Source organism: Pedococcus bigeumensis, from assembly GCF_006438965.1.
Taxonomy (GTDB): domain Bacteria; phylum Actinomycetota; class Actinomycetes; order Actinomycetales; family Dermatophilaceae; genus Pedococcus; species Pedococcus bigeumensis_A.
Genome location: NZ_RCZM01000003.1, coordinates 403927 through 416579 on the forward strand (window position 1 = coordinate 403927; position 12653 = coordinate 416579).

Sequence of the window (12653 nt, forward strand, 5' to 3'; positions counted from 1 at the left end):
CCGAGTTGTTTCGATGGCTCCAGTCAAGATGAGGCTGTGCATGCCTACGGACGCGTGCTCGGTCCGTGGGGCGTGCGTCTCGCTTACCCTGCGGCCGAGCCCTCATGGTCGCTAGACGTCGAAGTCGTCAGGAAACAGTCGCACCTGCGAAATGTGATCCAAGATGTCTGGGATCGGCCCCGGCACGGTCACCTCGACCACCGGGTCTGCCGAGCGCCCCCGAAACCTCGCCCAGTAGTCGTAGTCGTAGTCAGCGATGAGTTGGAACGTGCTTCGGCCCCGTCTTGGGAGGCCAGGAACGTGAACGTCGCCAGAGTTGTACGGCGACAGTTCGATGATGTCACCGTAGGCAGACACCAACGACGCAGTGTCGACGCTCAGCACGACTTGGGGCGTATTGCGGTAGTTCCTTCCCTTCACGATTCTCATAAGCCTGTCCTCGGTCGCCCAGAAAAAGCAGCGTCCATCGAGGATGTCTAGGAAGTCCTGCTCCGTGGTGTCCTCGTGGAGGACCTGGTTGAGGAACTTGAGGGGTTGTTGGTCGCGGATAACGACCGTGTGATCGGAACCGGGGACGGTGTACACCGTGCTTCGCCGCCGTGCGCCCGTGAAGTCGGCCCCCACCAGATCGCGCAGCATCGCGGTTGGCAGGAGTCCGTGCGTCTGGATGGAGTCCCAGGCCCGCGCGTCTGCTGTATGGAACACCTGGGGATGACGATCGATGAGGGTTTCGGCAAGCACAGGGCGAATCGTACGGCCGGTCCCGCCGCCATCTTGCCCGGAGGTGGCAGTATGGCGGCGTGCTGCTCGGACAGGTGACCCTCGATCTGAGTGGCATCATGGACGACCTCCCCGCGTCGAGTAGCGACCTGTCGGCGCCTCCGTGCACTCGCGCGCCGGACCTGTTCCTGGAGCAGCCGTTGCCCCTAGACGTTGAGGCTCCGTCGAACAGCTGGCAGTCCACGCTGAGTCCCGCCCCGCATCCTGGGCGGACGGCTCAGCACGTGTACGCCTTCCATCGTGCGTTCGATCTTCCCCGGCGCGCGGCCCCTGTGTCGCCGAGCCTGGGCGAGGTTGAGGACAGCCTGCTGCGGTTGCGCGAGCGGCTACTGGAGGAAGAGACCACCGAGTACATGGTGGCCTCGCACCGGCGGGACCTAATCGGCATGGCTGACGCGCTGGCGGACATCGTCTACGTGGCGTATGGGACGGCGATCAGTCTCGGGCTCGACTTGGACCTCTTGCTGGACGAGGTCCACCGCTCGAACATGAGCAAACTCGATGAGCATGGGGAACCTGTCCTGCGTGACGACGGCAAGGTGATGAAGTCGCCCCGTTACGAGAAGCCGCGCATCGCTGCGACCCTGAATGCACAGAGGGTTCTGCCGTTCGCTGAGGACCTCTAGACGGGCGCCCGTCACCCGCCCTACGTCAGTACGTGCCCGCGCCAGTCACGGCGGTCGATCACCGCGCGGGTTGAGAACTTCGTGGAGATCAGTGACACAGGTGCACCGGCTACCCGTTCGACCTCCTCAAGAAACTGAATCGTCTCGCTGGTGAGTTGGTCGAACCGGTACGCGTTCTGGTTCTCCTTGTCGAGATAGTCAACGAAGGTGATCGCGATGTCGGTTGCGCCGTTTACATCGGCCGCCCATCTCAGCAGGGTCCAGTCGAACTCCGCCACGCGCCGCTGATTGTTGGACACGGACCCGCGCTCGACGATGACGTCACGGGGCAGCCCGGACCGGCTGGCGATGTCCTCCCAGGTCAGCTCCTTGCCACCCATGGGCCCAGAAGGCCCGCCGACGCGGATCGGGTAGGTGCGGAAGGCGACGATCGTGCGCCGAACGCGGCGCGAACTGATGCCTGCTTCGCTGAGGACCCCCGCAGCGGTGGTGTCGCGGCTCGTCACGTGGGGATACTGGCCATGGAACAGGCTGAGTCCCGTTCCTTGGGTTCCTTCGAGCAACACTCGTTGACCTGCGGCGAACGTCTCAGCCAGCACCTGACGAGCAGACCCGAGGAAGGGTTTGAGGTCCTCGCATCCCTCCGCCAAGATGCTGCGGTCGCCGTCGCGACCAAGGATGCGTCGAGCCGCTGCCTGTCCAACGCCCTGCCCGGTGCTGCCGATTGCGGCTTTGAGTCTCTTCTCGGCTGCCACGTCCTCCGGCGTGATGACCATCGCTTGAGGATCGATGATCAGACGCCGGGGGTCGACACCCGTCTCCGCGAACTCTTCGAACAGCACGCGGGGGCTGATGACGGCGCCGGGACCGATGAGAAGGCGAGCACGCTGATTTGCGCTAGCCCCGGACGGAATGGAGCGATGAGTGTTCGTTTCGGGGGTGGGCACTTGATGTCCGGCGTTGGGGCCACCGACCCGCATGAGCAGGTCATACTCGGGAGCAAGGTAGAACGCCAAGTTCCCCTTGCCCTCAGAGCCGTACTCGCCGCCCACGAGGATGTCGACGAGGGCGGCGTCTAGGTCGGCGAGAAGTCCCAGTCTTGCTGCGCAGCGAACGAGTATGTCCGCCTGGGTGTTTCGGTGCGTGTCTAGAACTAGGTCGGCGTGCTGTGCCAACGACGGCACCTCAGACTCGGTCCGATTTTCTTGGACGGCCCGGTAGGACCCGAGTTCGTGCAATTCGCTTTCGGTTCGCCTCCTGTCGTATCGGTCGGCCAGTTCGCCGACGTCGGAGGAGAACAGGTGGACGTGCCAGACGCGACGTCCGAATCGCTCGCGCAGTGCCTCGATCTGGCCGAGCACGCGCACTGAGTCAATGACCACCAGCGGTTCGTCGCCTTGCGCAACCGTCGTGACGTCCTCCGCTAGCCAGGCGCCGCCGTCCTGACCGTCTAGGTGCTCACCAAACTCTTGGAGGGCCCGCCGTTCGTTTAGGTCACCTGCCTGGTGCAACGCGGCGAAGCGTTCTTGGAGCAGGAGTCGCGTCCTGACGACGCGGGCGGAGTACTCCACCTTCAGCCCCGCAGCTAGCGAACTCTTGCCCGCGGCCACAGGCCCGGACAGCACCACAATATTTCGCGCCATCGTGCCCCTCCACGCGCAGGTCGCTCACCGCCCACGGCGGGTGCTGCATGCAAGCATGGGCGAGGGGCACAGGCAAGACGCCACACGGGTGCGCTGACCAACTTGCTGGGCTTGCCGGACGAGCGTGCGTTCTTCCGCGCTGTGCGGGGCGCCTAGGCTGCGGAGTGGTGGCCCTTGAGCCGCCGGGGCGCGTGGTGCCCAGCCGGAAGGCTCGTGATGGTGTCGCAGCCGACGATTGGCTCCGGGTATCCATCAACGATCGCTGCGTGCACGGCCACGGCGCCCATGGATCGAGCCCTGAGTGCTGTTTCGGATATGCCTACAGGTCCGGCTACCGCGCCCGACACGAGTAGGACCACGATCCCGTCCATCCGCGACCAAGGGTCTACAACCTGGGCATCACCCTTGGCCAGGGCGGCCCCGATTATGCGTTCGCCGTAAGCGTCGACGCTCCTCAGGACCGCACCGAGTTCGAGGGCAGTCCTACTTACTTGCGTGGCGATCCTGGAAAGGGCCGAACCGGACAGCCCGCGATTGGCCTGCACGGCCTGACCGTAACGCTCGTCCATCTGTGCCATGTAAGTAAGTGTGCCTCTGAGGTGTGACAAAACTAAGTAAGACGCTTGCGTGTCTGTCGGAACATGCAGCACCATCCTTGAATGACCTCGGAGGAGGCGCTGACTATTGCCGAGGCAGCGCAAGGACTTGATCTGAGCACGGCGCGCATCCATCAGTTGCTGTCCGAAGGTAGGCTGCGAGGCCCCGCGGTTGAGGGCCATCGCGCCCGCGCTGGTGCTCCCCGCGTATGGGTGTCGTCTCTTCGAGCCGAGATCGAGCGTCGCTCAGGTGGACCGGTTCGAGCGGCCCGATCTCACCACGATGCGCATGCCGCGCATGCCCTCAAGGTGGCGTTGGATGCCTCCAGGGATGCGCTGCGGGCCCAGCGCAAGCAGACGGCGATCGTTACGGATCTCTTGGCTCAGGCAGTGGCTGCTTTGCAGTCCCAAGAGCGCCTGACCGCGCAGGCGGATGATCTGACCGAGGGGTACAGCGAGGCCCTGACTCAACTGCTCAGTCCCTCAGATCCGAGCGCCTTGGCGTAGGTGGGCCTAGGACCAGCGGTCGTGAACCAACCCGGACAGTGCGGCCGCTGCTGCCTCGACCAGTGACTGCTTTCCCACCAGCGCGAGTGCCTCAGCGTCCACATCCTCTTTGCGGGTGCCGTGAGCTGCACCGCACTCGCGGCCTGTGCGAACGACCGTGTGGGGTACAAGGAGCCGCGCAGTCGCAGCAACGGCCCCCGTGGCCATGAGCCGCCACCGCGGACCGTCCGCGTTGGATGGCCGCTGCGGCATGTCCGCGCGCCGCACCACCACTATCTGTGGATCCAGCGACTGGATGCGGCCGGTGACGGCCTGGCTCAGCTCCGCGACTTGGCTGGCGATGTCGCCGGGCATGGTCGGGACCTCGAACGAGTCGACGACGGTGATGTCGGCGGCGGCGGGGGTCAGGGAGACGGGAAGAGCGTCCTCCAGCAAGACCGCCCGCAGGGCGGGTCGACCCTTCTGCGGCATGTCTACGGTGAGTCCCAATGCTCGCATTGCCCCATCATGCCAACCTTTGCCCCATGTCTTCACCTCCTTCGCTGACCGCCCTCAACGCTGGCTTCATCATCGACCAGCGGTACGAGGTGGTTCGCAAACTGGGTCAGGGCGCCAATGGCGTCGTCTACGAGGTGCAGGACCACCGCATGGGGCAGCGCAGCGCCCTGAAGTTCTTGCTCAACTTCGATCCTTCCGCTCCTTGGGAGGAGGCAGCAGTTCTGACGGGGCTGGAGGGCGAGTTCGTTCTGCCCGTCCGTAACGCCCACCACGAATCGGGTATCCCGTTCATCGTCACCGAGATTGCTACTCACGGGACTGTCAAGGACAAGATCAAGCCGGGCGTAGGCATGCCGGTGGATCAGGCTGCTCAGTGGACGCAGCAGGCGAGCCGCGGCACAGCACGGGTCCACGATCGACAGCTGCTGCACTTGGACATCAAGCCGGACAACCTCTTCTTGGACGCCCACGGCAACGCAATCCTTGGAGATTTGGGGCTGGCCAGCCTCCGTGACACCAGCGGCCACGGCCGGTTCGGGGGAACCCCTGCCACAATGGCGCCTGAGGTGGCGCAGGCTGCCGCTTCGACCCCGGAGGAGAACTGGCCAAGCCTGCGACCGACATCTGCACGGTCCGATGTCTACAGCCTGGGAGCCACACTGCACTGGATGCTCACCGGGAGGCCGCCCATCGAGCCGACCGGCGCCGATTGGCCGCAAATCTTTCACGAGGTCGCAACCGTCGAACCTCGGGACCTACTGGAGGTCGCGCCCCACGTACCCCGGGGGGTCCGCGACGTCGTCCGAACCGCCATGGACCGAGACCCTGCCATGCGGTACCCGACGCCTTCAGCGCTTGATGCGGCGTTGGGTCGACGGGCCCGGCCCCTGCGCAATTGGACCAGGCTCGTCCCACACCCCGGCCATCACCAATGCTTCACCGGCACGGGTGGTTCCAAGCGAGACCTTGCAGTCTGCGTGGTTCCCACCGGGGCTAGGACGCAGCATTCGATCAGGGCGTTCTACCTTCAGAGCGGCCAGCGCGCCTGCGCGGAGTCGGTCGTATCCCTTAGCCAGGTCCCGGCGGCGCTGCGCTCCCTCTTCCGGCGGCTGCAATAACCATCACCACAGCAGACCTCTTTCCTGCCTAGACCGCGTCTGACGAACGGTAGGTATCAGCGGGCGGCAGGTGTGCCGATGGGTAGGACATGACCCTCAACCTGTCCCACGACCCATCCGAGACCGACTCCCCCTGGATCTGGCCCGCCACCGCATCCGTGCTTCCGCATGGGCTGCCGCTCGGCGTTATGACCCTTGTCCGTGTGCGCACCAAGTGGACCGAGTCAGGCCTGCTGACGCTGGCCGACCTGTTCAAGTCCGTTGTGGACGGAGGGATGGGTGGTGGTCTCATCATGGGGAACTGTCACGTGTTCGGTCCGGGTTCCGGTCCGACGGCCGTCAACGTGTGTACGGTCCTCGACTCGCTCGCCCGGAGTGTCCGGCTCACGCGAGTCTTTGAGACCGAGGACTGCCTGGAGCCGAAGGTGCTTAGCGCAACAGTCGCGGCCGAGGTGGCGGGTTTGGCGAGCACCTACAGTCGAGCAGCCACGGTGGGCTTCTGGTGGGAGTACGAGGACGAGGACGACGAGGCCACCCACGCCCTGGACGCGCTGATCAAGGTCGCTCATGTCGTGATCGAGGTGGTCGGCTTTGACGAACACGGCCCTCTCCTGACGGTCTCCAGCCGCACCAGCCTGGATGACGACCTCCCATTCCAGCGGCTGATCCCTGGGTCCTAAGGGGCAACCGACCCGGGAAGGCGGAATGGAAAGCATCGATTGGTCGCACCCTCCGTCGTCCTCACGTCCCGGCGTCGCGTCCTATCGGTGCTTCCCTGCACGCGAGGGTGTGACACCGATGCTGACGAACCCAGAGCTGGAGCAGGCGCGCCATGACCTACTGACCGTGGTCGATGGCCGTCCGGCGGGCACTCATGGCAGGAACGCAATCGCGTCCCATAACTTCCGATAAGTCGGGCGCCGCGGAGCCCGTTCCGAGCATCCGGTCGAACTTGGTCCGGACGGGGCGGGGCCCCGCCGATGTATTGGACATGATGACAAACCCGACCTGCCCCATCCACTCCAACACGAACGCGCCGTCCTGGTCCTGGACGGCCGCCGAGAGCGTCCTGCCCAACGGACTCCCCGCCGGAGCCCTGACGGTCATCCGGATCCGCACGAACAACGACCCCGGCCGCGAGTGGCACAAGACCGTCGCCGACCTTGTAAAGACGACCCTCGTCCACAACAGGCACGTTGCTTACGTGCCGGTCGACAGCGACAACCCCCAGCAACCGATCAACAAGGTGGCCGCGCTCCGCGGCGAAGGCGGCAGGCTCGGCATCCTCCTCGACGAGGATCACCTGGTGCACGTGCGCGACGACCGCGGTCGCCCAAGGACCTACGGGTGCGGAGTTCCGACCATGGACCGCGTCCGGGAACTGGCCGGAGGCTGGCAGGACGACTACGGCCCCTCCCTCGTCGTCCTGGATGGCCTGGAAAAGGCACGGCCGTACGCGGCCACGGCACAGGATCTGGTCACGTTCCCGAACGGGATCACGATCACCCGCCGCGCCCTCAACGAGTGGCGGGCACTCGAAATGAGCGGCTACGCCAACACCCGCCCGGACGCCCCCACGGTCGTCGTGTGGAACGACGACGGCTCACCTGCTCACTCGGAGGCCATCGAACTGCTCTGCGACGTGGCGATGGTGATCGTTGAGGCCTTCTCCTCCCCTGACGGTGACGTGCTGACCGTCAGCCAGCGCGACCACATCGACCAGCGCTTCCCGTATCAGCAGGCCGTGCACCTCGACTAGGGACAGGTCCTGCTGGCGAGCCCAGGTGAGTTCGCCAGCAGGAGCGCTGCCCCCGGAAGCACGACGGCAGTCGGGGGCACCTCAGCCGGACGCGTCGTCGAAGTCGAACGTCTGCCGTGCGCCTCGGCTAACAATCACCGGCTTGCTGCGAACCCGAGGGCCGATTCCCAGTAATGTGGTGGACCCGGTCCGACCGATTCATCGATTCGAGGTCACACCGCCTTCGGGTACTCGGCGCGGCCCTGTTGCCGACAAACTAGGGCGGGAGGAGGCCCGGGGCCCTGAACCGGTTCGACGGAGGGGCGGTATGGAAGGCGCCCGGGTCCGCCGATGAGTAAGGCATGACCATCAGACCTGCCCCAAGTCGCGTCCGCGATTAACCCCACGACGGATTCCGATGCGCTGAGGTAGGTGACCCGAGCCGCGCTGGCGTTGGAGTGAATCCGTGATCGGCTAACGGGCCGAGCGCGGCGTCAGACACCCCACCTGTGCGGACGCTGGCAACCGCATGCGGCCACAGCGGACGCCCGGCCCACGAGCCGCGAAGGTGGCGACCCCTCATCGTAACGCCCAAAGCCCCGTCTGCTCAGCGGGCTGTTCGGAGACGGACGCTCAAAACCTTGAGACGCGGGGGCTGCGGGTAAGTTGTTGTCGCGAATTGATGCGTCGAGATAATGACTCGGCTACTCTGCACCGTGAAAGAGGGAGGGGACAGTGCCTGTGGCGACCATGGTCTTGGTACATGGCCTATTCTCTTCAGCCTCCACTTGGGACCACTTAGTCGGGCTGTTCGAGGAAGATCCCCTCGTAGCCGATATTGACATCCGGACCTTTGAGTACCCATCTCCCTACCTCCAATTCAATAGATTGCGGGCCATTCCCAATATCGACGTCTTGGCTGATAGCTTAGCGACGTACCTAGAGAACCTTAAACGTGATGGCGCTGGACCTCTTGTTCTGATCGGCCACAGTCAGGGCGGATTAGTGATCCAGCGCTTTCTACACCGGACTCTCAGTCGGGGACATAGTCACGAACTAGAAGACGTCCGCGGAATCGTCCTTCTCGCCTGCCCAAACGGGGGCTCTGACCTATTGGTTGGCCTGCGGCGAGTACTCTTTGGAAGACGGCATGCCCAACTCGCCGGACTCGCTCCCCTGACTGAAGCTGTGGCCGAGGCACATCAGACCGTGGTGGAGCGCGTGATTTTCGCTCGGGAGAATACTGGGTCCGCCCGCAAGATCCCCCTCAAGGCCTTTGCCGGGCAACAGGATGCCGTCGTGACGATCGCCTCCGCAAGAGGTGCCTTCCCGGACGTTGGGGTGCTCCCTGGAGACCACTTCTCGATCCTCAAGCCCTCAGACAGATCGGATTTGAGGTACTGCGCGGTTCAGCGTGAAATTTTGGCAGCCCTCCACGTTGACGACGAGGGCAATCGAAGAATCACCGCTCGGGGCCACGGCCATGAGGGTCTTGAAGTCCCAGCTCCCCAAGAGATCGAAATCATTGCCGAGATCCTCGACACGCAATTCGCACCAACAGATAGCACCACACCTGGTTCGCTCGCCGCACGCTTCCAAGCTCAGCAAGAGCAGGCGCAAGCGACTGAAGATTCCGCAATAGCCGAGCTTCTGTCAGCACCGTCGAGCGTCGGGCTGCACCGTGTCCTCGTCAACATGACAAAGGAACGAGTTATCTCGCGGCAAGGAATCCGAGTTCACCTGGTTGACCAAAGGGCGCCCATTTACGCACGCCTAGTACCACGTGACGTTTCGGTGGAGATTCTGATCGAGCGCAGAGACGGGTCCCTGATAGCGCAGGAGGAATGGCGTCGGAGCGAAGACTATTTCCACTTCATGGAAGTGCTGGCCGCATTGCTGCGCACGAATTCGCTGATGAGTCCCAGCTTCGACGCGACTTTCTGGCTGAAGGAACTTGTCACCGCCCTCTTTCGACTGCGCACCGAGAGACGCCGCTTCGCATTGATCGAGTCTCTGGACGATGCTCTTGAATACTGTTCTCCTCAGTGGGCCATCTACGAGTGGGGTATAGGCGGATGGTACGAGCATCGTCTAGATCCCTACATAATCACCGCATCCCGCTTGGGTGAGACGGATTGGGGGTCGCACATGGAGGAAAAGACGTGGGTCGACGCTCGCTCATTTCAATATGCCTTGGAGACCTCGCGCCTACTTAGACTGGCTGGGCGGTTAGACGGCACTGATCCGAGCACTGGCCCCTGATCCCCTAGATTTGGACAACGGAGGATTAATGAGCGACGCAGAAGATTCTGGTCGTGTCCTCCGTTCTCGGCGCCCCGAGGATGAGTCGACATCGGTCCAAATCGGGCTTGATAGGGATCGTCAGGTCGACATTTTGTCCAGATCAACCGGCGTCGTCGTCGTAGGCATAGCGAATGCGTGGCTGGCCGATGTTGTCGAAGGGGCGCTCGCAGCCAAGCGACAGGCCGAGCAGAATCAGCGGGCTTTCTGGGAACATCTTCAGGTAGTCTTTCTCGCCGAACATCTCCTAGAACATGTTCAGGATCAACACGGCTGGGAATCACCCAACGCCGACGAGGTGGTGGAACAGCGAGTCCGTCAAGCCAGCCATATCAAGCGTCGTCTCATGTCCTTCCTAATTCGGCATGGGACGATTGGGCAATGGGCCCTTTATAGCTCCCCCCATCTCCTTCCCTTTGTCGGCTCAATCTTCGAAATTCCTGACGAAGGGAAGCTCGTTCAGCTGATGATTCCGTCGGGCCCGAGCGGCGATGCCAGCGCGCGGATCCTCGAAATTCGTGGGGACCAGGGCCAGATCTTTCAGTCGACGTTCCAACAAATCGTTCAAGCCAGTCGGGAGGAGCACGAAGTCATCGTGGTGGGAAGCCCTACTGTCAACGGAGACTTCGTATGCCGGGGTGCGCGATTCAGGCGTGCGCTGCTGCGCGAGGGAAGCAATGCGTCCGACTGGATCCCCGCCATGGTGGCGGTAACTTGGCGACGAGGGGCGCAAGGGGCCGAACCGCTCCTCCAAGTCAACACGCCTCAGAATTCTACCCGGGAGATGGGTAAGGCCTCCCATGTAAGTGGCTACATCAATGTTGTCGACCAGGCTCTCTTCGAGGGAATCGAATCGGCGACCCCTCTCCAAGAGGAGTCACCGTCGCTGCTTCTTCGTGGGGCCGTCCGATCCGCAATCAAGCGAGAACTTAGATCTGATTTTGGCATAGTCGAAACCCCCACAATCGAGGAGTATATCGACACGATACCGTTCTATTACGCGGATAAAGAGAACCTGTTCTTTTACCTGATGAGTCAGGAAATTTCGCGAGATCAGGTGTTCCCGCCTTCGTGTCAGATGTTCGCATGGAAGTTGCCTGAGCTCGAATCGGCCCGGCGTCGACAGGTAGCCCTCAATGCGCTCGCCGCCCTCCGAGCCGCCCTGCGCCCCGCCGAGCGAAGACGAATAGGCGAAGTGCTTGCCTTGAACTTTCGGGTACACGGGCTCCCAGAGCTTGCATTCACTGTGCTCGAGGCCCTCGATTCGGGCGTTCCATCAGACGGTATTGTGACTCGTCTTGAGGAATTGGCCGAGGCTAACCTCATATACAAACATGCAGGGGGACGAGTCTTCGGCGTTGATGGTCTGGCTGGTCTGCAGTACAGGATATTTCATAGCCACCTCCTCCCGACATACGCCCGCCTCGGGGTTCAAGGTGCTGTTGCTGCCATGCAGTCCATCGAGGATCAATACGATCGCAAGATGGCCGCCACCTCGTTAGCCGGGCTCTATTCCGACGAAGACTTCGTGTGCTCTTTACCGATGGAGGTGTAGGCATGACTGAAATAGAAGACTTCTTTGATCGCGCGTATCGACAACACCCTCGGTATTGGTGGCGGAACGAAGGTCGATATTCCATCTCCCCAGACGACCATCCAACATCTCTCCTCACGCAACATGCGCTCAGGTGGGCGACCGACCGCGAGCCTGGGCGCGTCCTTGACGTGGGCGCCGGGGAGGGAGCAGATGCGATCCGGATGGCCCTTCTTGGCTGGGAGGTGGTTGCCGTCGAATTGTCCCAACAAGCAGTTGAAAAGATCGATAAATTGGCCCGTGAGGCAGGTGCGGAGGTTACTGTCACCAAGGGGGACCTCAATACTCTTCAGGTCCGGGGCCAATTCGATCTGGTTATCTGCAACGGCGTTCTGCACTACGTTGAAGACAAGCGAGCGGCCTGCCGCACTCTTCAAAGCATGACCGCGCCCGGGGGCGCCAATCTCGTGTCGTTGTGGAGTTCACACACTCCGGTACCCGAATGTCACCAGATTATTCCTACCTTCCCAGATGCTGAGGAGGGTGATGTGCGTGACTCGTATCGGACATGGCGCAAGTCGCTGATGTATCTAGAACGCGGACGCTTGGAGCAGAGCCATGACGACATGTCACCACATGTGCACAGCTTCATCAAGATGTTCGCACACAATGAACCGGTAAAGCCAATTGCTGGAGGTCGTAATGACAGTGCGATTGAATGGTGAAAGGGAAGGCTCATGCGTGACATCGTAAATGAAGACGACGAGGTGCTGGGCAGAGCGGACAAGTCGGAGTTTGGCGCTGGCGGACATATTTGTCGGGTCGCCTTCATCATGCTTGCCAACGCGAAGGGGGAATTGCTTCTGCATCAACGGTCAGCTAATAAGAGGTCGTATCCTCTGTACTGGTCTGGCGCCGCTGCTGGCCACTTAGACGCAGGCGAATCCTACGAGGAAGCTGCCATCCGCGAAATGCGGGAGGAAATCGGGGTTTCGGCGGACCTTGAGTTCGTTGGAAAGTTTTACTCCGAGGCCGATCGTGAGATGGTGGGCGTTTTTCTCGGCCACTATGACGGGCCGATCGAAGTGGAACCTAACGAAGTGGCCCAAGTGGTTTATTTCACGCCCAGGCAACTCGAGCAGCGTCCGACGGAAATGCGAATCACTTCATATGTGGAGCGCTCGCTGCCCCTGGTCCTTGAGCGACTTTCTTAGCGGCACTTTCGCCGAAGGTTGCCCTGGGCCACCACTGCGCGATGTGCGGCCAAGGTACCCAATTGAGACCCTGCATGGGTCTGAGGCACCAGCGGGTG

The 12653-nt window shown here is 62.4% G+C and carries 13 protein-coding genes; 9 read left to right on the forward strand and 4 right to left on the reverse strand.

Going from position 1 to position 12653, the window contains the following annotated elements; all coding sequences use genetic code 11:
- Positions 1–111: 111 nt before the first annotated feature.
- Positions 112–741 (reverse strand): DUF7002 family protein, encoded by a 630-nt coding sequence (locus EAH86_RS10340; RefSeq protein ID WP_140740114.1) that lies wholly within the window; start codon positions 739–741, stop codon positions 112–114.
- A gap of 59 nt (positions 742–800) precedes the next feature.
- On the opposite strand from EAH86_RS10340, the gene EAH86_RS10345 reads away from it, so the two are divergent.
- Positions 801–1406: a hypothetical protein gene (locus EAH86_RS10345; RefSeq protein WP_206665795.1), complete on the forward strand. Its 606-nt coding sequence runs from the start codon at positions 801–803 to the stop codon at positions 1404–1406.
- 20 nt (positions 1407–1426) lie between these two features.
- Here EAH86_RS10345 and EAH86_RS10350 read toward each other — a convergent pair whose 3' ends face one another.
- Together EAH86_RS10350 and EAH86_RS10355 are read right to left on the reverse strand one after the other, a co-directional pair.
- Positions 1427–3049 carry an adenylosuccinate synthetase gene (locus EAH86_RS10350; protein ID WP_140740117.1) on the reverse strand — a complete coding sequence of 541 codons (1623 nt, stop codon included), beginning with the start codon at positions 3047–3049 and terminating at the stop codon, positions 1427–1429.
- A 152-nt stretch (positions 3050–3201) separates the two neighbouring features.
- Positions 3202–3627: a hypothetical protein gene (locus EAH86_RS10355; RefSeq protein ID WP_140740120.1), complete on the reverse strand. Its 426-nt coding sequence runs from the start codon at positions 3625–3627 to the stop codon at positions 3202–3204.
- An 81-nt stretch (positions 3628–3708) separates the two neighbouring features.
- On the opposite strand from EAH86_RS10355, the gene EAH86_RS10360 reads away from it, so the two are divergent.
- Positions 3709–4152, forward strand: coding sequence for a hypothetical protein (locus EAH86_RS10360; protein WP_140740123.1), 444 nt, complete (start codon positions 3709–3711; stop codon positions 4150–4152).
- Between the two features lie 6 nt (positions 4153–4158).
- On the opposite strand, the gene EAH86_RS10365 is transcribed toward EAH86_RS10360, so the two are convergent.
- Complete coding sequence (locus EAH86_RS10365) at positions 4159–4650, reverse strand: hypothetical protein (RefSeq protein ID WP_140740125.1); 492 nt, start codon at positions 4648–4650, stop codon at positions 4159–4161.
- Positions 4651–4676: 26 nt separating this feature from the next.
- Between EAH86_RS10365 and EAH86_RS10370 the strand changes: the two genes are divergently transcribed.
- From EAH86_RS10370 to EAH86_RS10400, 7 genes are all read left to right on the forward strand, one after another.
- Positions 4677–5768 carry a serine/threonine-protein kinase gene (locus tag EAH86_RS10370; protein WP_161988625.1) on the forward strand — a complete coding sequence of 364 codons (1092 nt, stop codon included), beginning with the start codon at positions 4677–4679 and terminating at the stop codon, positions 5766–5768.
- Between the two features lie 203 nt (positions 5769–5971).
- Entirely contained in the window at positions 5972–6448 is a 477-nt protein-coding gene (locus tag EAH86_RS10375) for a hypothetical protein (protein WP_140740131.1), read from the forward strand.
- Between the two features lie 311 nt (positions 6449–6759).
- Complete coding sequence (locus EAH86_RS10380) at positions 6760–7527, forward strand: hypothetical protein (RefSeq protein WP_140740134.1); 768 nt, start codon at positions 6760–6762, stop codon at positions 7525–7527.
- A 729-nt stretch (positions 7528–8256) separates the two neighbouring features.
- A complete protein-coding gene (locus tag EAH86_RS10385) occupies positions 8257–9768 on the forward strand; it encodes a lipase family alpha/beta hydrolase (RefSeq protein ID WP_241668331.1) in 1512 nt (503 codons plus the stop codon).
- 28 nt (positions 9769–9796) lie between these two features.
- A complete protein-coding gene (locus tag EAH86_RS10390; protein ID WP_140740141.1) occupies positions 9797–11362 on the forward strand; it encodes a hypothetical protein in 1566 nt (521 codons plus the stop codon).
- Positions 11363–11364: 2 nt separating this feature from the next.
- Positions 11365–12066, forward strand: coding sequence for a class I SAM-dependent methyltransferase (locus EAH86_RS10395; RefSeq protein ID WP_140740144.1), 702 nt, complete (start codon positions 11365–11367; stop codon positions 12064–12066).
- A 12-nt stretch (positions 12067–12078) separates the two neighbouring features.
- Positions 12079–12555: an NUDIX hydrolase gene (locus EAH86_RS10400; RefSeq protein WP_140740148.1), complete on the forward strand. Its 477-nt coding sequence runs from the start codon at positions 12079–12081 to the stop codon at positions 12553–12555.
- Positions 12556–12653: the final 98 nt, after the last annotated feature.

Coding starts and splice junctions, on each gene's coding strand:
- EAH86_RS10350 (WP_140740117.1), bottom strand. CDS start 3,049: ATGGCGCGAAATATTGTGGTGCTGTCCGGGCCTGTGGCCGCGGGCAAG.
- EAH86_RS10355 (WP_140740120.1), bottom strand. CDS start 3,627: ATGGCACAGATGGACGAGCGTTACGGTCAGGCCGTGCAGGCCAATCGC.
- EAH86_RS10360 (WP_140740123.1), top strand. CDS start 3,709: ATGACCTCGGAGGAGGCGCTGACTATTGCCGAGGCAGCGCAAGGACTT.
- EAH86_RS10365 (WP_140740125.1), bottom strand. CDS start 4,650: ATGCGAGCATTGGGACTCACCGTAGACATGCCGCAGAAGGGTCGACCC.
- EAH86_RS10370 (WP_161988625.1), top strand. CDS start 4,677: ATGTCTTCACCTCCTTCGCTGACCGCCCTCAACGCTGGCTTCATCATC.
- EAH86_RS10380 (WP_140740134.1), top strand. CDS start 6,760: ATGATGACAAACCCGACCTGCCCCATCCACTCCAACACGAACGCGCCG.
- EAH86_RS10385 (WP_241668331.1), top strand. CDS start 8,257: ATGGTCTTGGTACATGGCCTATTCTCTTCAGCCTCCACTTGGGACCAC.
- EAH86_RS10390 (WP_140740141.1), top strand. CDS start 9,797: ATGAGCGACGCAGAAGATTCTGGTCGTGTCCTCCGTTCTCGGCGCCCC.
- EAH86_RS10395 (WP_140740144.1), top strand. CDS start 11,365: ATGACTGAAATAGAAGACTTCTTTGATCGCGCGTATCGACAACACCCT.
- EAH86_RS10400 (WP_140740148.1), top strand. CDS start 12,079: ATGCGTGACATCGTAAATGAAGACGACGAGGTGCTGGGCAGAGCGGAC.